Raw genomic sequence first — 20672 nt, forward strand, 5'->3', positions numbered from 1 at the left:
TTGTTTTATCCGCGCCCCATACCACGCCGCCCCCCCTTTCGTCGAGTGCGGCGGAGGCGCCCGCCCGGACGCGCCGGGTGCGGTGGCCGCGTTTACGCAGTTGCGCAGAGCTGCACATAGCTGTATTGCGCCCGTTCAGGGAGCATATGCGCGGGGCGGTGAGCCCCCTTTGGAGGACGAATGCCGGGCAAAATTCTCATGGTCGAGGCGGCGGCGAACCCGCTTGGAAACACGCAGGAGCGGCTGGCCCAGCGCTTTGACCTGCACTGCGCCATTGGCGTCGAGGAGGCCCTCAAGGCCGTGCGCGCCAACGGCCCCTTCGACGTGGTGCTGACGGACCTGCGCCTGGGCAAGAAGGACGGTCTGGCCCTGCTCGCGGCCATCCGCATCGCGCATCCGCAGACCGTGGGGCTCGTCATGGTCCAGCGGCAGGAGGTGGATCTGGCCCTGAACGCGGTGGAGGACGGCAAGGCCTACCGCGTGGTGGTGAAGCCGGCCTCCGTGGACGGGCTGACCGCGCACCTGAACGCTGGCCTGGAGCAGTTCAAGCTGCAGACCGCCGAACAGAGCTTCCTGCAGGACACCCTGCACGGAGCCATCCAGGCCCTGACGGACGTGCTGAGCCTGGCCAACCCGGCCGCCTTCGGCCGGGCCCTGCGCATACGCGGCCTGGTCCACCGCCTGTCCAAGGCCATCCTCATCCCCCAGTTCTGGGAGGTGGACATGGCGGCCATGCTCTCGCACATCGGCTGCGTTTCCCTGCCCAAAATCGTGCTGGACAAGATCGCCGCGGGCAAGGATCTGGCCCCGGACGAGCGCAAGCTGTTCGACACCCACCCGACCATCGGCGCGGGCGTGCTGGCCAACATTCCGCGCATGGCCCTGGTGGCCGAGATCATCAAGAAGCAGCACGCCCGTTTCGACGCCACGCCGCCCTTTGGCGCGCGGGTGCTCAAGGTGGTGCTGGACTACGACATGCTGCTGAACCGTGGCCTGCCCGCCGCGTCCATCTTCACCCAGATGGCCGGGGTGAAGGGAGTCTACGACCCGGAGATTCTGGCGGCCTTCGAGAGCACCATTCCCGTGGACACGGGCTACGTGCGCAAGCGCGTGACCATGCGCGACCTGAAGGCCAACATGATCCTGGAGGAGAGCATCGTCTCCGTGGACGGCATGCTGCTTTTGGCCAAGGACGCGGAGCTGAACGAAAACAACATTTACCGGCTCATCGAGTCCACGCGCTCGTTCGAGATCGTGGAGCCCGTCACCGTGCTGGTGCCGGTGAACGCCCTGTAACGCCCGCGCCGCGCGCAAAAGAAAAGGCCGCCCCGGTTGGAGCGGCCTTTTTTGTGTGCTTCAGGCTGGTTTAATTCAGCTCCGCGCCTACTCGTCACGCATGGACGCGGCCAGATGGGCGATCTCCTCGCGGATGACGCGGGCGGCCTCGCGCGGGACGGCTCTGGAGATCTCAGAGAAGATCTCGCGGTCCAGCTGGGTCTGGCGGTCTTCCAGCAGGGCCAAACGCTCGCCCGTGGCGGCGGCGGATTTCTCGGCCCCCTCCACGCGGACGCCCAGGGCATCGGCCTTGTCACCCACCTCGGCCACGCGCGCGCCGAGGCTGTCCTCAAGCTCCGCGCGCAGGGCGGTAAGCTCCGTGCGCAAGGCCTGGGCCTCGTCCTGGGCGGCGGCAAGACGCGTCTCCATCTCGGCCAGGGTCTTCTCGCGCTCGGCCAGCTGGCCTTCCAGGCGCACCACGGCCACGCTGTTGCCCATGATCTGTGTAGTCAGTTCGGCCAGGCGGGCCTCCACACTGCCCGCCGGGGCCGCCGGGGCCACTGCTGGCGCAGGCTCGGCCGCGGGGACTTCGGAGGGGGCGGGTTCGGCGGCAAGGGCGACCGCCACTGCCGCTCCGGCCACTGCCGCGCCAAGGGCGGCATCGGCCAGGGGCAAGGGCTCTTCCTTCACCGCTTCGACCACGGGCGCGGCCACAGGCTCAAGGTCAAGCTCCGGCTCGGCAGCGGGCGCGTCAACCGCCTCTGCCGCCTGCCCAGGCGCTTGCGCGGCCAGGGGCGCGGCTTCGGGAATCTGGGCCAGCAGATCCTGGGGATCAAGGGACAGTTCCGGCTCCGGCTCGCCCGCGGAGGTCTCGATGCCCTCCATGAGCCCGCTCATGTCCAGGTCGTCCACATCAAGGGCCTGGTCCAAGCCTGCGTCTGCCGCAGCTTCGGGCTGGTGGTCCCCGATGTCCGACAGGGTGATGTCCGGCAGGGAAAGGTTGAGATCGCCGCCCATGTCGGCCTGTTCCTGCTCCGCAATGAGATCGCGGCCCGGGTCGGGATCGGAGAGGTCGGGCAGGGTCAGGTCGAGGACGGACTCGTCGTCGGCAACCGGCTCCGGAGTCAGGGCTTCTTCGGCGATGGAGGCGGCAAGGGCGTCCGCGTCGAAGCCGGAAGCGCCGGGCTCGTCCTCCACCAGGTCTCCCAGGGAAAGCTCAAGCAGGTCGTCCTCTGCTTCGGCGGCTTCGGGCGCGGGCTTGGCCGCCGCCTTGGGCACGTCCAAGGTCTCCAGCAGATCGGCCATATCCGTGCTGTCCAGGGGCTCGACCTCAAGAGGCGGAGCCTGGGGCGCGGGCTTCTTGTCGCCCAGACCGGAGATCAAGTCGTCCAGACCGGAAATGTCGATGTCGCCATCCTTGCCGCCCGGAGTCTCGTCCGGCGGGGTCAGATCCATCTCACCGCCATCGGCGAAGGCGGAAAGATCAAGAATGTCGTCCGCGTCCCCATCGGAGGCGAGGTCGGGCGTGATGGCGCTGGCGGGCTCGTCGGTCACCAGATCGTCGAGCAGCAGCGCGTCCTCCTCGAATTCCGGTCCGCCCACTGGGGGTGCGGAAGCGGGCTTCTCGTCGGACGAGGCAAGATCCTCGGCGAACAGGGCCTCAAGCTCTTTTTCGAAATCGCTCTCGGCGGCCTTGGATTTCGCTCCGGAGGGCTTCAGGTCCAGGCCGTCAAGGTCGAAGGCGTCGTCATGCGAAGAGGAAATCGGCGGCATGGTCTTCTCCTCCAGGAGGAAAAGTTAAAAAAAGGGGGCCGCTTGCGCAACCCCCTTGGTGAGCGTGCGTCTTGCTAGGCCTTCGGATGGCACTTGTCGCAAGCGGTGGGAACGTTCGGCTTGGCTTCCTTCTTGGCCTTGTGGCAGCCAACGCAAGACTTGGCAGTGTTGCCATGGAAAGCGTTGTAGTAGGAATCCTTGCCCTGCTTGGCGGTCAGGTTGTCATGGCAGCCCTTGGCATCGCACTTGGCGTATTCGTTGCCCTTGGCGTCCTTTTTGTGGTGGCAGTCGGCGCACTTCACTTCAGCGTGCTTCTTGTGCGGGAACTTCACCAGGGACTTGGTCATCTTCATGCCCTCAGGGGCCTTGAAGGTGATGTCGGCATCCGGGGCCTTTTTGGCCGGGGCGGCATACAGGGGCAGCGCCAGGGCGCAAGCCAGGGCAGCAACGACCAGGCTCATAAAGAGAGAACGTTTCATGCTCCTCAATCCTCCTTCTTCACGTACGTGGAACTCCACTCTACCACAGCCTTATGGAAGCATCCCCCCGTGTACCCAGGGGGACATTCCGAGACGAACAGTGAACCAGATACTCCCAAACGGCGCTTCCTGGCAAGGGAGACGGCACACTTTTCCGGGATTTTTTTCACGAGCCTGCGGCCTCTCCGCACTTCGCCAGTGCGTACTTCCCTGCGTATCCACGCGGGGTGAGCATGCGGCTGCCCGCCATGCGCGTGGCCGAATTGCCCACCACCAGGATGCTCTGCATGTCCACGGCCTCCACATCCAGGGCCGCGAGCGTGGTGGCGATGACCTCCTGCCCGGGCCGGAAGGCGCGCTTCACCAGCCCCACGGGCGTGGTTCCCGGCTTTGCCGAGGCCAGCACCGCCAGGGCGCGGGGCAGCTGGTCCGTGCGCCTGCCGGAGCGCGGGTTGTACAGCACCACGACGAAGTCGGCAGCGGCCGCGGCCGCCAGGCGCCGTTCGATGAGCTCCCAGGGCGTGAGCAGATCAGACAGGCTGATGACCGCGAAGTCGTGCATGAGCGGAGCGCCGAGGAGCGCCGCCGCCGCGCACAGGGCCGGAATGCCCGGCACCACCTCGAAGTCCACGCTGTCCAAAAGCCCGCGCGTTTCCAGAAGCTCCAGCACCAGACCGGACATGGCGTACACGCCCGCGTCGCCGCTCGACACCACCACGGTCTCCACGCCGGAGAGCGCCAGGTCGATGGCCGCGTTGCAGCGCTCCACCTCGCCGGTCATGCCCGTGGACAGCACCTGCCGCCCCTCCAGGATCTCCGGCTCCAGCAGGGCGATGTAGCCCTTGTAGCCCACGATGGCTTTGGCCCGTTCGAGGGCCTGCCTGGCCATGGGCGGCAAAAGGCCCGCGTCTCCCGGCCCCAGGCCGATAACGGTGATGCGCTTCGTCACGTGTTCTCCCTGTTCCTTATGCCCGGCGCTTTGCCGGTTTCAGCGCCACCGCGCAGGTGACGCCTTCCGCCTTGACCTTGGGCACCAGCGGCTCATCGGCTCCCGCGAGCAGCAATGCCGCGGCCTCGCACACGCTGCCGGTGCCCACGCGCCGTTTGACCGTCTCGGACTGCCCGGCGGCTTCCACTTTCGCCAGGGCTTCCGGATCAAAAAATACAACTTCCGGGCCAAGGGCCGCGGCGGCGGCACAAATCCCCGGATCAGCACGCTTTATGCTCGCCGTGCCCACGGCGATGACGCTTTGGCGCGCCAGGCCGTGCTGCGCAAAGACCTGCTCCGCGTGCGCAAGGATGGTCCGCTCGTCCACGCCCTTGCGGCTGCCCAGGCCCACGCACAGGCAGCGCGGATAGGCCCGGAAGGTCTGCGGAAACTCGCCGCCCGCGCGCCAGTGGCACCATACGCCCGGCGCGTCCGCGTCCCAGGCCTCGGGCCGCGTGGGTACAAGAAGCCCGCCCGCGTCCTCACCGTCCAGCAGCCGCGCCTCGGGATCGAACAACTGCACCGGGCGGCCCTCCAAAAGCGCCGCGGAAACAGCCTTCACCGCGCCCGTGTTCTCCACCGCCATGCCCCGCGCCGCGGCCAGCTCGTCCACGCCGGGCAAGCCGCAAACATCCGTGCCCGTGGTGATGACGGCGGTCGCCCCCGTGAGGCGCGCCAGCTCGCGCGCCAGCTCGTTGGCTCCGCCCGCGTGGCCGGAGACGAGGCTCACGGCGAAGCGCGCGGAAAGATCAAGGACCGCCACGGCCGGGTCGCCGGTCTTGTCCTTCAGGTGCGGGGCGATGGCCCGCACGGCGATGCCCACCGCACCCACGAACACGTGGCGCTCATAGCGCGTGAAGGCCTCGGCCATGAGGGCGGAGAGGTTTTCAAAGGGCTCGGCGCGGCCGCCTGCCAGCCGTTCCGGGGCATAGACCACGGCCTCAAGCGGCCCGGCCAGCCGCAGGGCCAGTTCCAGCCCGGCGGCGCTCAGGGCGTACAGCGCGGTTCTGTGTGCGGCTGCCACGTCAGGTCCGGCCCTCACGGCAGGGGCGGCTGGGGCGGCGCGGGCTTGTCGGCCCAGATGATGAACACCGGGTTCTGGGCGCGCAGGCGGAAGTCTCCGGCCAGGCGGTCCGCCGTGCTCGCCTGCAACTGGGTGACGCCGAAGTTCCAGTTGTGGGTCTGGAAATACTCTTTCACGCGCATGAGCGTATCGAGCAGGATGGCGTGCACCACCACGCGGCCGCCGGGCTTGAGCTTGCGGCAGGCGTGGGCCAGGGCGCGGGTGTTCTCGCCCAGGCCGCCGCCGATGAACACGCGGTCCGGATCGGGCAGCTCAACCAGACTTTCGGGCATCTCGCCCTGCACGGTCTCCACCAGCCAGGCCCCGATGCGCCGCACGTTCTCGCGGATCATGGCCGCGCGGCGCGGTTCGCGCTCCACGGCGAAGACCCGGCCCTCCGGGGCCAGGTGCGAGGCCTCGATGGCCACGGAGCCGCAGCCCGCGCCCAGGTCCCAGACCACGGAATCGGGCATGACGCCCAGCATGGCCAGGCCCGCGGCGCGCACGGCCAGCTTGGTGATGAGCCCTTTCTCGTGGAAGTAGTAGTGGTCCGGGATGCCCAGCATGAGCGGGATCTCCGGGGGCGCGGTGCGCTCCACCAGAACCAGATTCAGGTCCGAGAAGGGCAGGTCCCAGGCTTCCTCCAGGCGCAGGCGGCGGGCGGTCTCCCCTGCTCCGCCCAGGTTCTCCAGCACGATGAGCTGGGCGTCCACCACGCCGCGCTCGAGCAGGGCCTGGGCGATGACCGCCGGGCCGTGTTCGGGATCGGTGAACACGGCGATGCGCTCGAAGCGCGCCAGGGCGGCGAACAGCGGGGTGAAGTCGCTGCGGCCGTGCAGGGAGACCACGCGCACGTCGTGCCAGGGCAGGCCCACGCGGGCCGCGGCCATCTGCAGGGTGCACAGGTTGGGGTGCACCACCACGCACGGCGCGCCCAGGGCCTCAATGAGGCGCTTGCCCAGGCCGAAGAACAGGGGGTCGCCATCGGCCAGCACCACCACGGCCTTGCCCGCCGCGCGTTCGCGCGCGATTTCGTCCAGGATGGGCGAAAGGGGCCCGGCCACGGGGATGCTGCGCTCTGGCTGGCAGCGGCGCGGGGCGGCGTCCAAAAGCCTGCGCCCGGCCACCAGCACCTGGGCGCGGGCCAAAATGTCCTCCACGCCCGGAGGCGGGGTGAGCGCGCCGGGCCGCAAGCCAATGACGTGAACAGGATTCGGGCATTTGTCGAACATGAGGTTCCCTTATCGCGAACCCGCGCCGGGGTGAAGGGGGAGAACAGGGGAAAAGAGCGCAGGCGAAATCCCGTCTGCGTAGAGGGTTTTCCCGGCCCCGTCTGCGGATCGGGTTCCGGCCATGTCGAACACCACATAGCGCACGTCCAGTGGGGCCAAGCCGGCCCGGCGCAGGTGCTCCCCGGCTGCTTTCTTGGCCTCCGCCACCAGCAGCGCCGCGAGCCTGCGCCCCGCGTCCGGCGGCAAAAGCGCCAGGGCCTGGGCGGCCGTGTTGGCCTGGGCGATGGCCGTTTGCGCCGCGGCATCCGCCCCGGCTTCCGCCGCCCAGCGGGCCAGCAGGCCGAAGTCCAGCTCCGCCTTGCGCGCGTGGGTGTTCTCGAAGCCTTGGGCCTGCTTCACCAGCTTGCCGAAGAACACGGCCCAGATGACGGTGGTGAAACCGCGCTCCACAGCGGCGCGCAGGGCGTGGGCGAAAAAATCCGCCGCCTGGACCAGGCAGAGGTCTGGCGCAATGGGGTGGAATTCCTGAAAAAAGCGCTCGCTGCGGCGGCCCGTGGTCATTACGGCCGTCGTCTGCCCGGCGGCCCTGGCCACATCCAGGCTGCGGGCCACGCACTCGGCCCAGGCCCCGTGGCTGTAGGGCCGCACAATGCCCCCTGTGCCGAGGATGGAGATGCCGCCCACGATGCCCAGGCGCGGGTTCAGGGTGTGTGTGGCGATGTCCTCGCCACCGGGAACCTCTATGACCACGAGTGCGATGCCCTTGAAATAGTCCGGCAGCACCTCCAGCACGCTCGCGCGGATCTGCTCCAGGGGGCCGGGGTTGATGGCCGCGCTTCCCACCTCCACAGGCAGGCCGGGCAGCGTGACCGTGCCCACGCCCGGGCCGCCGCCGATGAGCACATGCGGCCCCACGCCGGAAAAGGCCGGGTCCAGGGTCACCACGGCCTCGATGCGCGCACCGTGGGTGGCGTCCGGGTCGTCGCCGCCGTCCTTGATGACGGCCGCGCGCACGCTCAAGCCATCGTCGGCCACGCTGGCGATGGTGATGTTCAGGCGTCCCTGGTGCGGGGCGGGCAGGGGGATGTCCACGCGGGCAGGGGCCTCGCCCGTAAGGGCGAAGAGTGTGGCCGCGCGCGCGGCGGCCGCCGCGGCGGAACCGGTGGTGAAGCCCTCGCGCAGGCCTTTGCCCTGCCGGGCGGCGCCGCGTCCGCTCACCCGTGGCCCCCGTGGGCCATGAGCTTGAAGGGGCCGTCTAGCACCGGGGCGTGGGCCGCGCGGGCGATATTGCGCAGCATGGCCGGGAACAGCAGGCCGTGGGCCGGGTACATGCTCCACCAGTACCACAGGCCCCACAGGCCGCGCGGGCGGAAGCTGGTCAAAAGCGACAAGCGCGTGGCCTCCTGCCCGGCGAAGCTCACCGGGGACAGGGTCAGCTCCAGGGTGGCCGCGCCGGGAACCTTCATCTCCGCCAGGAGCAGCAGGCGCTTGCCCGGCTCCACGTCCAGCACGCGCCAAAAGTCCAGGGCGTCGCCGGGGCCGAGGGCTTCAGGGTCGCGCCGGCCGCGCATGTGCCCAGGCCCGCCGACGAGCTTGTCCGCCAGGCCGCGTATGCGCCAGAGGATGTCGCCCGCGTACCAGCCCGTGTCGCCGCCGATGCGCGCCACGGCGTCCCAGATGCGCGCGGGGGGCGCGTCCAGGGTCACGGCGTAGTCCGCCGTGAAGAGCACGCCGCCCGCAAAGGGTGCGTCGCCCGCCTTGGTCCATTCCGCCGGGCATTGGGTGCGGCCGGGCAAGAAGTCCGGCGCGCAGGCGTGGCCCGCGTCGAAGCAGCAGCTGGGCGCGGGGCCTTGCTCGGCCTCGGAAAGGGCCAGGGCGATGGCGTCAAAGCAGGACAGAAGCTTCTGGGGCGCAAGGTCCAGAATGCGCCTGTCGTGGCAGACCACCTCGTTTCTCAGGCCCTCGATGAGCGGGCGGATGAGGTGCGCGGGCACGGGCGTAATGAGGTTGACCCAGAAGGCGCTCAGGGTGGGCGTCAGAAAAGGCAGGGGAATGACGAGCGGGGCGCGGATGCCCGCGGCGCGGGCGAAGATGCGGAACAGCTCGCCATAGGTGATGACCTCCGGCCCGCCGATGTCCAGCGTCAGCCCGGCCGTGGCCGGATTCTCCAGGCAGCCCAGCAGGTAGCCCAGCACGTTGGAAATGGCGATGGGCTGGCAGCGCGTGCGCACCCAGCGCGGGGTGAGCATGACCGGCAGGCGCTCCACCAGGCTGCGGATGATCTCGAACGAGGCGCTGCCGGAGCCCAGGATGATCGCCGCACGCAGCACCGTTGCTGGCACCGGCCCGGCGGAAAGGATGCGCCCCACCTCGGACCGCGAACGCAGGTGCTCGGAAAGCTCCGGGCCGTCCTGCCCGCTGTCCGTCTCCCCGCCGCCGAGGCCGCTCAGGTAGATGATGCGCGAGACCCCGGCCTCGGCCGCGGCCTGGGCCATATTCTCCGCCGCCTCGCGGTCGGCCTGGGCGAAGTCGCCCCCGGCGCCCATGGAGTGCACCAGGTAGAAGGCCACAGCGCAGCCGCGCATGGCCTTGGCCAGGCTGTCCCGGTTGGACACGTCGGCGGGAAGGATCTTGAGCTTCGGGTGTGCGCCCCAGGGCCGCGCCGCCAGCTTTCGCGGGCTGCGCACCCCGGCGTGGACGGTATAGCCGCGCGCAAGCAGCAGCGGCGCAAGCCGCCCGCCCACATAGCCCGTGGCTCCGGCGATGAAGACTGTGCCGGGCTCCATGCCCCTACTCCTGCCGCCGCCAACCCAGGCGGGTCAGACAGTCGGCCATGGCCGCGTCGCGCTCGCGCCCCTGGGGCTGCGCGCCGATCTTGCCCTCGCAGAACTGCGTGTCCTGCACGAACATCTGGTCTTCCTTGCGCGGACTGGCCACCTGCGGGTGGGTCCATTCCTTGGACTTGGGCAGGCAGCCGCCAAGCGCACCCGCAAGAATCAGCGAGAGACCGAAGCAGGCAAAAAGGGATTGGCTACGCACGATGAGGACCTCCAATGGCTGGCTGAATCGATGTCCGCGGCGTTGACGATCTTGGCGAATACCGCGCCCAAAGCGCTCAGAAACGCGGCCTGCACGTCAGCCGCGGGCACGACGCGCCCGTCATACTCAAGGTCGCGCGTGGCGCAGGCATCGGCCACCAGGCGGCAGGGAAAGCCAAGATCAAAGGCCGCGCGCACTCCGGTATCAACACACATATGCGTCATCATGCCGCATATGGTCAACCGTGTGGCGGTATAACGTTGCAGCACGGCCATGAGTTCCGTGTGCCGGAAGGCGTTGTGGTCGTGCTTGCTGATGACGGTCTCGCCCGCCAGCGGAGCGACCAGGGGGTGAATGTCCGCGCCGGTGGTGCCGGGAAGGAAGAACGTCGCGCCCGGTTGCACGCTTTCGTGGCGCACATGCACCACAGGCAGCCCAAAGGTGCGGAACCGGCCCAGCACGAAAGCGGCCTTCCGGGCGGCCTCCTCCGCACCCACAAGCTCCATGCGGCCCCCTTCGAAGTAGTCATTCTGAATATCTATGATAACGAGAGCTTCACTCACGGAAATCCTCACTCTATGTTTCGGGGGTTTTGGTTCAGGCGGATGGCCTACCACCATTGTTTGCCGAGGCCAATGCGCCAAACAGGTCGGATTTCGGCGGGAAAATGGCCAGGCTTTGCGACCGGGCGATAATATTCAGACTTCAAAAAACATTCAGCGCCAAAGCTCAAAGACACCACTTGACATTGAACTTCATTTTCAATTAGGCAGGGGACCATGCTTGCCGAAACCGAAATTTCCCCAACCAACAAATGGCCAAGCCCCGCCCCAGCGCGGCCGGCCACCACACTGCACCCCAAGGAGGCACGCTTATGATGCTCAAACGCAACATGTGGGACCACGCGGACTACCACTGCCCCATCGTCGGCACCTGCCTGACCACGGCCGAGCTGCGCAAGCTGGCCTCCCGCGTGCAGCTGGTGCTGCCCCATAACGCCTCTGACTACGAGCTGCACGGCTGCTTCGTCACCCTGGCCAAACGGCCGGAAAAGCCCGCCAAGATCGTGCAGAAATTTCTGGACCGCAAATTCTCACGGCAGATGAAGCGCTTCGCCAAGGCCGAAGGCGACGAGGCCCTCTGGTCCCTGTGGACCGAAATGGCCGACGCGGGCGACATTCCCGGCGCGTTCTGGGCCGTCATGCGCCACCAGGGCGCCAGCGAGAAGCTGCTGGCCCAGATCTACGGCGAGGTGCACATGCTCTCGCACCTGGTGGGCGCAAGCACCAGGGCCGACCTGCGCAGGCTCGCCGAGGCCCAGGCCAGGGTGGAGAAGCTCGGCAGCGCCCTGGCCGAGCGCAAAACCGTGCTGCGCGACGCCGTGGCCGTATGGAAGCGCCGCACCCTGGAGTTGGAGCGTGAACTGACCCAGGAGCGCGCCCGGCGCGAAAAGCTCGAACGTGAGCGCCTTTCCCTGCGCGAACTGCTGGAGACCCGCAGCGTGGCCGAACTGGAAGGCAAGCGCGAGGCTCTGGCCGCGCAGCTTGAGGACCTGCAGGACCGGCTCGTGGTGGCCCAGGCGGAGGCCCGCCGCCAGACCCTGATCATCGAAACCAGCTACCGCGAGGAATCCTATCTGCGCAGCCAGCTGGCCGAACGCGACCGAGAGGTGGAGGCCCTGGAACTGGCCCTTTTGGAAGGCCTTCAGCCCAAGCCGCCCTGCGGCGGAGCCTGTGACGACCCGGCCGCCTGCCCCTGCCCGCACCTGCGCGGCAAGTGCGTGCTCTACGTGGGCGGCAGAAGCGGCTTGAAAGGCCAGTACCGCCTGCTGGGCGAACGCTTCGGCTGCGAGGTGCTGCACCACGACGGCGGCGTGGAACAGTCGCCCCAGCATTTGCAGCAGCTGCTTTCCCGCGCCGACGCGGTGGTCTGCCCCGTGGACTGCGTGAGCCACGAGGCCTGCGCCCTGGTGAAGCGCATGTGCAAGGGCAGCATGAAGCCCGTCCTGTTCGCGCGGTCGTCGGGCCTGTCCAGCCTGGCGTCTTCCCTGGCCGCCCTGGACAAGTCCTGCCAGTAGCGGGCGGCCGTCCATGCGGCCCGACCGGCCGCCAGGCGGGGCAATCATCCCCAAAGGCGCCAGGCACCGCCCCCCTGGCGCCTTTGTCCGTTGCGGAAAGGAGGGGCATGCTATAAGATTGCATAGACGCAGAACGCGTTACAGAATCTCCCCAAGGCGCCCAACCATGAGCCTCTCCGCACCCAAAACGTCCCGGCTTCTCTCCCGCTGGGGGCTGTTCACGCTCCTGTGGCTGGTCTGCGCCGCCCTGCTGGCCCAAAGCCTCTACCTGGACATGACGCGCACCGAGGACTTCGAGCGTGAGCGCCTGCTGGGCCAGGCGCGGGTGGTGTCGCAGCTCATCGACCAGGAGCTGCTGGCCATGCGCGACGTGCTGGGAGACCTTGCCGAAGACTGGACCTTGCACAAAGGCAGGATCGACATCAACCGGTGGCTGGAAACCCTCTCAAGCGGCATGCCGGGCGTGCGCACCCTGTCCATCCTGGATGCGCAGGGCACCATCGTGGCCTCCAACCGGGTCGAGATCATGGGCCAGAATTTCGCCCACCGGGAATACTTCCAGACCGTGCGCCGGCGGCACGCCGAGGGCATCCTCTCCCTGGCCCCGCCCTTCAACACCATCCTCGGAACCTATGTCATCAACGTAAGCCGCGCCTTCCACGACAGGAACGGCAAGTTCCTCGGCGTGGTCACCGCCTCCCTGGACCACACCTTTTTCCGGCGCCTGCTGACCACCGTGCTCTATGCGCCGGACATGCGCACAAGCGTCATCCACCAGAACGGCGAAGCCTTCGTCATGGTACCGGGCGGCGAGACCTTCGAGGGTCGCAACTTGGCGGAGGGCGACAACTTCTTCCAGCGCCACGCCAGAAGCGGCAACTCCGCCGACGTGTTCACGGGGCGCTCGGTCTTCACCGGCGACCCGCGCATGGCCGCCCTGTGCAACACCGCCCCGGAGGGGATGCCCCTGGACAACCATCTGGTGGTCATCGCCTCGCGCGAGCTGGCCGCCGTGCGCGCGCCGGTGTGGGGTCACGCCCGGTTTTATGGAGCGTTCTTCGCCATTGTGGTGTTCATCGCCGCGCTCACCCGGCTGGCGTGGCTGCGCCGCCTGCGGGAGCATGAACAGGAGCGCGCCAGCGCGGCCCTGGCCCTGACCAACAACCAGCGCATCCTGGAGACCATCACCGACAACATTCCCGGCATGGTGGCCTACTGGACCACGGACCTTCGCTGCGCCTTCGCCAACGCGGCCACTCTGGAGTGGTTCGGCTTCACCAGGGAGCAGGCCCTGGGAGCCAACATGGAACACATCATCGGGCCCAAGCTTTACGCCAAGAACCAGCAGCACATTCAGGCCGCGCTGCAGGGCAATCCCCAGCGCTTCCAGCGCACGCTGACCCGCGCGGACGGCGCCACCCTGCACGCCATGGTGCACTACATCCCCGATTTCGAGGGAGACCGATTGCGGGGCTTCATCGTGCTGTACAACGATATAACCGAGTTCAAGTACACGCAGATGAAGCTGGAAAACCGGGTGCAGGAGCTGAACGTCCAGGCGAGCACCGACGCCCTCACGGGCATCGACAACCGCCGCAGCTTCCAGGAACTGGCCGAGGCCCAGTTCTTCGAGAGCAAGCGCGCCGGGCAGGACCTCTCATTCCTGATGCTCGACCTCGACCACTTCAAAACGGTCAACGACACCTACGGTCACGACGCGGGCGACGCGGTCCTCAGGACGCTCACCGCCTGCAGCAAGGAAATTCTGCGCGCCACGGATATCTTCGGCCGCCTTGGCGGCGAGGAGTTCGGCATTCTGCTGCCGCACAGCGGCCTGGCCCAGGCCATGCACGTGGCCGAGCGCCTGCGCGCCGCCGCGAAGGAACGGCCCGTGCAGGCCGGAGAAGACGCCATCGGCTTCACGGTGAGCATCGGCGTGGCCCAGATGAGCGGAGAGGACTCCACCCTGGAAGAGCTGATGAAGCGCGCCGACCTCGCCCTCTATTCCGCCAAGCAGGGCGGCCGGGACCGCGTGGCCCAGGCCTGACCCCAGGCGCGGCCAGGCCGCATAACAATCCGCATTTCCACACAGAAATTCGCTCTTCACAGCCGCAGGATTTTGGGCTAAATGAGCAGGTTCCGTTGTTTGAGAATCCGGCCCGGCTGGCTTCGCGCCGCCGCAGCGCCCTTACGAGAGAGGTTCATCCATGCCCCTGTGCACCATAGAGGAAGCCATCGAGGATATCCGGCAGGGCCGGATGGTCATCATGGTCGACGACGAGGACCGCGAGAACGAGGGCGACCTGGTCGTCGCGGCCGAGAAGACCACCCCTGAAATCATCAATTTCATGGCCAAGTTCGGGCGCGGGCTCATCTGCCTGGCCATGGAACCGGCCATGATCGACCGCCTTGAGCTGCCGCTCATGGCCCAGTCGAACCAGTCCAAGTTCGGCACCAATTTCACCGTCTCCATCGAGGCGCGCGAAGGCGTGACCACCGGCATCAGCGCCTTTGACCGCAGCCACACCATCCTGACCGCCGTGGCCGACGGCGTGAAGGCGGGCGACGTGGTGACCCCCGGCCACGTGTTCCCGCTGCGCGCGCGCAGCGGCGGCGTGCTGGTGCGCGCCGGGCAGACCGAGGGCAGCGTGGACATCGCGCGCTTGGCCGGCTGCAAGCCCGCGGGCGTCATTTGCGAGATCATGCGCGACGACGGCCAGATGGCCCGCATGCCGGACCTGGAGATCTTCGCCAAGGAGCACGGCCTCAAAATCTGCTCCGTGTCCGATCTCATCAAGCACCGCATGAAGTTCGGCGGCAAGGCCATCACCAAGATAGCCGACGCCGAGCTGCCCACCCGCTGGGGCCAGTTCAAGACCGCGGCCTTCCACTCCGAGGCCGACGGCCGCACGCACATCGCCCTCTACAAGGGCGACATCGCCCCGGACAAGCCGGTGCTGGTGCGCGTGCACAGCGAATGCCTCACCGGCGACGTGTTCGGCTCCATGCGCTGCGACTGCGGCGACCAGCTGGCCGCGGCCATGTGCATGATCGAGAAGGAAGGCGCGGGCGTGCTTCTGTACATGCGCCAGGAAGGCCGGGGCATCGGCCTGGGCAACAAGATCCGCGCCTACCACCTGCAGGACGAGGGCTACGACACCGTTGAAGCCAACGTGAAGCTGGGCTTCAAGCCCGACCTGCGCGAGTACGGCACCGGGGCGCAGATCCTGGTGTCGCTGGGCGTGTGCCAGATGAAGCTCATGACCAACAACCCCAAGAAGATCGTGGGGCTTGAGGGCTACGGCCTGAAGGTCGTGGAGCGCGTGCCCATCGAGATGGCCGCCTGCTCCGTGAACGAGCGCTACCTGCACACCAAGAAAGACAAGATGGGCCACATGCTGACCTTCAGCCAGCCCGAGAAATAAGACACACACACTTCCGCAACGGAGGACCACATGCCGCACATCAAGACCATCGAAGGACAGCTGGACGCCAAGGGGCTCAAGGTGGCCATCGTCGCCAGCCGCTTCAACGACTTCATCGTGGACAAGCTCATCGGCGGCGCGGTGGACGCCCTGGTGCGCCACGGGGCCAGCCGCGAGGATCTGGTCCTGGTCAAGATTCCCGGCGCCTTCGAGATGCCGGTCATCGCCAAAAAGCTGGCCGCAAGCGGCAAGTACGACGGCATCGTCTGCGTGGGCGCGGTCATCCGCGGCGCCACCCCGCACTTCGACGTGGTGGTGAACGAATGCGCCAAGGGCCTGGCCGCGGTGAGCATGGAGTACGGCATGCCGCTGGGCTTCGGCGTTCTGACCACGGACAACCTGGAGCAGGCCATTGAACGCGCCGGCAGCAAGGCCGGCAACAAGGGCGTGGACGCCGCCATGGCCATGCTCGAAACCGCCCGCGTGGCCGCCCAGCTTTAAAGCGGCATCACTCAAGCGACTTCACCCGCCGGGGCATTCTCCGGCGGGCACTTTTCATGAATCAGAAAGGGCAGGCCCCTTTCGCGCAGGAGCAACTGGTGACGACAACGGACAAGCGCAAAGGCACGCGCAGGCAGGGACGCACCCTGGCCTTTCAGGTGCTCTTCGGGATCGCTTTCGACCCGCACTTCAAGATTGACCAGGCCTCGCTCAGGCGCACCTTCGCCGACAACCCGGCGGTGATGGACAATGAAAGCGAGGAGGCCGTCAGTTTCGCCTCCCAGCTGTTCATGGGCATCTGCGAGCACCTGGACGACATCGACAAGGTCATCGGCAAACACTCCGACCACTGGAAGATCGGCCGCATCGGCAAGGTGGAGCTGGCCATCCTGCGCCTGGCCCTTTTCGAGATCCTGCACCGCCAGGACATCCCGCTCAAGGTGGCCATCAACGAGGCCATCGAGTTGGCCAAGGCCTTTGGCGACGAGAACTCGCGCGCCTTTGTCAACGGCATTCTGGACGCCGTGGCCCGCGCCGTGGACCAGGGCCGTCTGGGCGACCTGGACAAGAAGATGGACATGAAGCCCGACGCCAAGACGGCCGGGGCCGCGGACAAGAAAATCACCAGCAAGGCCGACGCGCCCGCCGTGAAGACGGCGGCGAAAAAGCCCGGCACCGCCAAATAGCACACGCGCATCACACGCATCGAGGGGAGGCATACGCACGATGGGTTTCGGCAAGTACGATCCGCAGCAGGTTGAGCAGAAGTGGCAGGACAATTGGAACGAGACCCGCTGCTTCGAAGTGGAGGCTGACCCCGCGCGCCCCAAGTACTACGTGCTTGAGATGTTCCCCTACCCCTCGGGCAAGATCCACATGGGGCACGTGCGGAACTACTCCATCGGCGACGTCGTCGCCCGCTACAAGCGCATGCGCGGCCACAACGTGCTGCACCCCATGGGCTGGGACGCCTTCGGCCTGCCCGCGGAAAACGCGGCCATCAAGAATAAGACCCATCCGGCGGCCTGGACCTACTCGAACATCGCCGACATGCGCGCCCAGCTGAAGCGCCTGGGTTATTCCTACGACTGGCGGCGCGAGATCGCCACCTGCCGCCCGGAATATTACAAGTGGGAGCAGCGCTTCTTCATCCAGATGCTGGAGAAAGGCCTGGCCTACCGCAAGAACTCGCCCGTGAACTGGTGCGAGAACTGCAACACCGTGCTGGCCAACGAGCAGGTGGAGGAAGGCAAGTGCTGGCGCTGCGACGGCGAGGTCGAACAGAAGCAGCTGGAGCAGTGGTTCTTCAAGATCACCGCCTACGCCGACCAGCTGCTGGACGACCTGAAGCTGCTTGAGGGCAGCTGGCCCGACCGCGTCATCACCATGCAGCAGAACTGGATAGGCAAAAGCGTGGGCGCGCAGCTCACCTTCCAGGTCAAGGGCATGGACGTCAGCATCGACGTCTTCACCACCAGGCCCGACACCCTGTGCGGGGCCACCTTCATGAGCCTGGCCGCCGAGCACCCCCTGGTGGAGAAGCTCATCGAAGGCTACGAGCACGCGGACACGGTGCGCGCCTTCTGCCGCGATGTGGCCAACATGGACCGCATCAAGCGCGGGGCCGACGACCTGGAGAAGGAGGGCGTGTTCACCGGAGCCTACTGCGTGAACCCCTTGACCGGCCGGGAAATGCCCATCCACGTGGCCAACTTCGTGCTCATGGGCTACGGCACCGGCGCGGTCATGGCCGTGCCCGCCCACGACCAGCGCGACTTCGAGTTCGCCCGCAAGTACAATCTTCCCATGCAGGTGGTCATCCAGCCCAAGGACACGGTCCTCGACCCCGCGGCCATGACCGAAGCTTACTCCGACCCCGGCTTCCTGGTGAACTCCGGCCAGTTCGACGGCCTGCAGAACGACCAGGCCAAGCAGGTCATCGTGGAGCACCTGGGCAAGGAGAAGCTGGGCAAGCCCACGGTGAATTACCGCCTGCGCGACTGGGGCATCTCGCGCCAGCGCTTCTGGGGCGCGCCCATCCCGGTGGTGCACTGCGAAAAGTGCGGTCTGGTGCCCGTGCCCGAGGACCAGCTGCCCGTGCGCCTGCCCGAGGACGCGCAGGTGCGCGAGGACGGCCGCTCGCCCCTGCCCATGCTGGAAAGCTTCGTGAACACCGCCTGCCCCACCTGCGGCGGCCCGGCCCGGCGCGAGACCGACACCTTCGACACCTTCATGGAGTCGAGCTGGTATTTCCTGCGCTACACCAGCGCCCGCAACGAAGCCGCGCCCTTCGACCGCGAGGCCCTCAAGTACTGGTCGCCCGTGGACCAGTACATCGGCGGCATCGAGCACGCCATTTTGCACCTGCTCTACTCCCGCTTCTTCGTAAAGGTGCTGCGCGACCTGGGCTACACCGACGAGGCCGAGCCCTTCAAGCACCTGCTGACCCAGGGCATGGTGCTGAAAGACGGCGCCAAGATGAGCAAGAGCAAGGGCAACGTGGTGGACCCGAACTCCATGATCGGCAAGTACGGGGCCGATGCCACGCGTTTGTTCATCCTCTTCGCCTCTCCGCCGGAAAAGGACCTGGAGTGGAGCGACGCGGGCATCGAGGGGGCCTACCGCTTCCTGAACCGCGTGTGGCGCCTGGCCGAAGATCTGGCCGACGCGGGCGCGCTCAAGGCCGTCGGCCCCGTGGCTCCGCTTTCCGCGCTGGCGGGCGCTTCCGGCGGCGAGCTTTCGGCCCCGGCCAAGGACCTGCGCCGCAAGGAGCACGACTCCGTGCGCAAGGTCACCCGCGACATGGAGAACAAGTTCCAGTTCAACACGGCCATTGCCGCGCTCATGGAGCTGGTGAACGAAATGTACGCCGTGAAGGACGCCCTGAAGGATGCCCCCGGAGGCGCTGAGGTGCTGTCCTCGGCCCTTTCCACGGTGCTTACCCTGCTTTCCCCCGTGGCCCCGCACCTGTGCGAGGAACTCTGGGTCCACATGGGCCACACGGGCCAGCTGGCCACCATGCCCTGGCCCGGGTACGACGAGTCCGCCCTGGTGAAGGACGAGATCGAGCTGGTGGTGCAGGTGAACGGCAAGGTGCGTGGGCGGCTCACCGTGCCCGCCGAGGCCGACCAGGAGAGCGTGCGCCAGGTGGCCATGACCCATGAGAACGTGCTCAAGCACCTTGAGGGCAAGAGCATCAGGAAGGTCATCGTGGTGCCCGGCAAACTGGTGAACGTGGTGGCCGGCTAACCGGCCCAATGGGGAGGCTCGTCATGCGCAGCGTTTCGCGCCTTTTTTCATGCGTCCCGGCCCTGCGGCTGGCGCTTTTCGTGGCCATGATCCTGGCCCTGTGCGGCTGCGGGTACTCGTTCACGGGCTCCGGCCCGTCAGATGGCACCGAGGCCGCCTCGCGCCTGTCCCCGGACCTGCGCCTGATGAACCTGGTGCGCGTGGAGAACCCCACCACCGAGGCCTGGCTTGAGGCCCGGCTGCGCTCACTCACCCGCGACGAGTTCAACCGCCGCCGTCTGGTGACCTGGACCGAGCGTGCCAAGGCCACCAGCTATCTCACCATCATCATCAAGCGCTACACGCGCTCCACTTCGGTTTCCGGCCAGTCGGACCAGAGCGTGAAGCTGGCCACCGGCATCGTCGTGGTCTTCCGCATTACCCGCGCGTCGGATGGAGCGGTCATCTGGGACTCCGGCGAGCAGTCGCAGAGCGAGTCCTTCTATCCAGGCGATTCCGACGGCGCGGACATGCGCCTCACCGACCAGCTGGTGCGCCGTATGACCGACCTGATTACCGAAAACTACTAGGAGCGCGGCATGGCCCTGGCCCCACCGACCTCCACCCGCCGTGGCCACCGCTTCCTCATCTGCCCGGACGCGGAGCTTTTACGCCGCCAGGTGGCCAAACTGGCCGCTGGCCTGGGCCCGGCAGACAGCGTGGCACGCAAGGTCTTCTGGGGCGACGACGAGCCCTTTCCCCAGGCCTACTGGGGCGAGCTGACCATCCAGAACCTTTTCTCCACTCCCACCGTGCTGGTGCTGCGCCGGGCCGAAAGCCTCAAGGCTGAAGTCTGGGACCGCCTGGACGAGGCCATCCGCCAGACGGCCTCCACCGTGCTGCCCGTGTTCTGCCTGGAGGGGCGCTGGAAGGACGGCAAGGTCCCGGTGCCCGTGTTCCTGCCCAAGCGCAAGCTGTGGCAGGCGGCGGAAGCCAACGCCTGGCTGTGGCAGTCGCCTGGCCTGACCGACGCCACCCTGCCCAAGTTCATCGATGCCTGGGCCAAGGACAAGGGCCTGGAGTTGGACGCCGCGGCCCGGCAGGCGCTCATCTGCGCCCTGCCCCACGACGCCCTGGCCGCCGGGCTCGAGCTGGACAAGCTGGAGCTTGCCGCAGGCGATGGACGCCGCGTGGAAGCGCAGATGGCCGAACTCATCGCCCCCCACGGGGACATGGATTTCTTCGACTTCATGAAGGGCCTGGCCACAACGCCGGAGTCCGACCCCGAAGCCCTGCGCGCCGTTTGGGCCCGCGTGCTGGACGACCACCTGCGCCCCGGCGGCGACAAGATCCTGTTCCAGCTCCTGGGCTACGTGTCCTGGCAGGCCCGGCAGATGTGGATGCTGAACGAGGGCGAGGAGCACAAGGTGCGCATGAACCCGCGCGACAAGCCCGCCCTGACGCAGATGGCGCGCAGGCTGGGCCGCGCGGGCATCGCCCGGATCATCGAGCTGACGCTCGACGCCAACCTCGGCGTCATCAGCGGGGCGCGCAGGCCCGACGACACCCTGGAATCCTACGTGGCGCAGCTC

General features: G+C 67.4%; 18 protein-coding genes. 9 read left to right on the plus strand and 9 right to left on the minus strand.

Annotated features, from left to right (window positions below; translation table 11 throughout):
* Positions 1 to 180: 180 nt before the first annotated feature.
* Positions 181 to 1296, plus strand: a complete 1116-nt coding sequence (locus VN419_RS13365; protein ID WP_325647713.1) for an HD domain-containing phosphohydrolase — start codon at positions 181 to 183, stop codon at positions 1294 to 1296.
* An 87-nt stretch (positions 1297 to 1383) separates the two neighbouring features.
* On the opposite strand, the gene VN419_RS13370 is transcribed toward VN419_RS13365, so the two are convergent.
* From VN419_RS13370 to VN419_RS13410, 9 genes are all read right to left on the minus strand, one after another.
* The gene (locus VN419_RS13370; RefSeq protein ID WP_325647714.1) at positions 1384 to 3048 is read right to left on the minus strand and encodes a hypothetical protein; all 1665 of its coding nucleotides are present in this window, start codon (positions 3046 to 3048) and stop codon (positions 1384 to 1386) included.
* Between the two features lie 74 nt (positions 3049 to 3122).
* Positions 3123 to 3527, minus strand: coding sequence for a cytochrome c3 family protein (locus VN419_RS13375; protein ID WP_325647715.1), 405 nt, complete (start codon positions 3525 to 3527; stop codon positions 3123 to 3125).
* Positions 3528 to 3693: 166 nt separating this feature from the next.
* Positions 3694 to 4476 carry a precorrin-3B C(17)-methyltransferase gene (cobJ, locus tag VN419_RS13380; RefSeq protein WP_325647716.1) on the minus strand — a complete coding sequence of 261 codons (783 nt, stop codon included), beginning with the start codon at positions 4474 to 4476 and terminating at the stop codon, positions 3694 to 3696.
* Positions 4477 to 4492: 16 nt separating this feature from the next.
* The gene (locus VN419_RS13385) at positions 4493 to 5539 is read right to left on the minus strand and encodes a cobalt-precorrin 5A hydrolase (protein WP_325647717.1); all 1047 of its coding nucleotides are present in this window, start codon (positions 5537 to 5539) and stop codon (positions 4493 to 4495) included.
* A 14-nt stretch (positions 5540 to 5553) separates the two neighbouring features.
* Positions 5554 to 6810, minus strand: a complete 1257-nt coding sequence (cbiE, locus tag VN419_RS13390; RefSeq protein WP_325647718.1) for a precorrin-6y C5,15-methyltransferase (decarboxylating) subunit CbiE — start codon at positions 6808 to 6810, stop codon at positions 5554 to 5556.
* Between the two features lie 9 nt (positions 6811 to 6819).
* Positions 6820 to 8028, minus strand: a complete 1209-nt coding sequence (cbiD, locus tag VN419_RS13395; protein ID WP_325647719.1) for a cobalt-precorrin-5B (C(1))-methyltransferase CbiD — start codon at positions 8026 to 8028, stop codon at positions 6820 to 6822.
* On the minus strand, positions 8025 to 9596 hold the full coding sequence (locus VN419_RS13400) for an SDR family oxidoreductase (RefSeq protein ID WP_325647720.1): 1572 nt from the start codon (positions 9594 to 9596) through the stop codon (positions 8025 to 8027). Before VN419_RS13400 ends, cbiD begins: the two co-directional genes overlap by 4 nt.
* 4 nt (positions 9597 to 9600) lie before the next feature.
* Positions 9601 to 9849: a hypothetical protein gene (locus VN419_RS13405; RefSeq protein ID WP_325647721.1), complete on the minus strand. Its 249-nt coding sequence runs from the start codon at positions 9847 to 9849 to the stop codon at positions 9601 to 9603.
* Positions 9807 to 10412 carry a cysteine hydrolase family protein gene (locus VN419_RS13410; RefSeq protein WP_325647722.1) on the minus strand — a complete coding sequence of 202 codons (606 nt, stop codon included), beginning with the start codon at positions 10410 to 10412 and terminating at the stop codon, positions 9807 to 9809. Before VN419_RS13410 ends, VN419_RS13405 begins: the two co-directional genes overlap by 43 nt.
* A gap of 311 nt (positions 10413 to 10723) precedes the next feature.
* On the opposite strand from VN419_RS13410, the gene VN419_RS13415 reads away from it, so the two are divergent.
* The 8 genes from VN419_RS13415 to VN419_RS13450 form a co-directional block, all read left to right on the plus strand.
* Positions 10724 to 11926 (plus strand): DUF2325 domain-containing protein, encoded by a 1203-nt coding sequence (locus VN419_RS13415; protein WP_325647723.1) that lies wholly within the window; start codon positions 10724 to 10726, stop codon positions 11924 to 11926.
* Between the two features lie 166 nt (positions 11927 to 12092).
* On the plus strand, positions 12093 to 13973 hold the full coding sequence (locus VN419_RS13420) for a diguanylate cyclase (protein WP_325647724.1): 1881 nt from the start codon (positions 12093 to 12095) through the stop codon (positions 13971 to 13973).
* 160 nt (positions 13974 to 14133) lie between these two features.
* Complete coding sequence (locus VN419_RS13425; RefSeq protein WP_325647725.1) at positions 14134 to 15351, plus strand: bifunctional 3,4-dihydroxy-2-butanone-4-phosphate synthase/GTP cyclohydrolase II; 1218 nt, start codon at positions 14134 to 14136, stop codon at positions 15349 to 15351.
* Between the two features lie 30 nt (positions 15352 to 15381).
* Positions 15382 to 15852: a 6,7-dimethyl-8-ribityllumazine synthase gene (gene ribE, locus VN419_RS13430; RefSeq protein ID WP_325647726.1), complete on the plus strand. Its 471-nt coding sequence runs from the start codon at positions 15382 to 15384 to the stop codon at positions 15850 to 15852.
* A gap of 98 nt (positions 15853 to 15950) precedes the next feature.
* Complete coding sequence (nusB, locus tag VN419_RS13435) at positions 15951 to 16538, plus strand: transcription antitermination factor NusB (RefSeq protein ID WP_414652936.1); 588 nt, start codon at positions 15951 to 15953, stop codon at positions 16536 to 16538.
* A gap of 40 nt (positions 16539 to 16578) precedes the next feature.
* A complete protein-coding gene (leuS, locus tag VN419_RS13440; protein ID WP_325647727.1) occupies positions 16579 to 19101 on the plus strand; it encodes a leucine--tRNA ligase in 2523 nt (840 codons plus the stop codon).
* Between the two features lie 23 nt (positions 19102 to 19124).
* Complete coding sequence (lptE, locus tag VN419_RS13445) at positions 19125 to 19670, plus strand: LPS assembly lipoprotein LptE (RefSeq protein ID WP_325647728.1); 546 nt, start codon at positions 19125 to 19127, stop codon at positions 19668 to 19670.
* 9 nt (positions 19671 to 19679) lie between these two features.
* A partial coding sequence (locus VN419_RS13450; RefSeq protein ID WP_325647729.1) for a DNA polymerase III subunit delta occupies positions 19680 to 20672 on the plus strand: 993 nt, incomplete at its 3' end.

Origin of the sequence: Humidesulfovibrio sp., assembly GCF_035560995.1 — a bacterium.
Classification (GTDB): Bacteria; Desulfobacterota; Desulfovibrionia; order Desulfovibrionales; family Desulfovibrionaceae; genus Humidesulfovibrio.

Bases quoted from the DNA above. Each gene is read 5' to 3' on its own strand.
- VN419_RS13365 (WP_325647713.1), top strand. From the start codon at position 181: ATGCCGGGCAAAATTCTCATGGTCGAGGCGGCGGCGAACCCGCTTGGA.
- VN419_RS13370 (WP_325647714.1), bottom strand. From the start codon at position 3,048: ATGCCGCCGATTTCCTCTTCGCATGACGACGCCTTCGACCTTGACGGC.
- VN419_RS13375 (WP_325647715.1), bottom strand. From the start codon at position 3,527: ATGAAACGTTCTCTCTTTATGAGCCTGGTCGTTGCTGCCCTGGCTTGC.
- cbiE (WP_325647718.1), bottom strand. From the start codon at position 6,810: ATGTTCGACAAATGCCCGAATCCTGTTCACGTCATTGGCTTGCGGCCC.
- VN419_RS13400 (WP_325647720.1), bottom strand. From the start codon at position 9,596: ATGGAGCCCGGCACAGTCTTCATCGCCGGAGCCACGGGCTATGTGGGC.
- VN419_RS13415 (WP_325647723.1), top strand. From the start codon at position 10,724: ATGATGCTCAAACGCAACATGTGGGACCACGCGGACTACCACTGCCCC.
- VN419_RS13420 (WP_325647724.1), top strand. From the start codon at position 12,093: ATGAGCCTCTCCGCACCCAAAACGTCCCGGCTTCTCTCCCGCTGGGGG.
- VN419_RS13425 (WP_325647725.1), top strand. From the start codon at position 14,134: ATGCCCCTGTGCACCATAGAGGAAGCCATCGAGGATATCCGGCAGGGC.
- ribE (WP_325647726.1), top strand. From the start codon at position 15,382: ATGCCGCACATCAAGACCATCGAAGGACAGCTGGACGCCAAGGGGCTC.
- leuS (WP_325647727.1), top strand. From the start codon at position 16,579: ATGGGTTTCGGCAAGTACGATCCGCAGCAGGTTGAGCAGAAGTGGCAG.
- lptE (WP_325647728.1), top strand. From the start codon at position 19,125: ATGCGCAGCGTTTCGCGCCTTTTTTCATGCGTCCCGGCCCTGCGGCTG.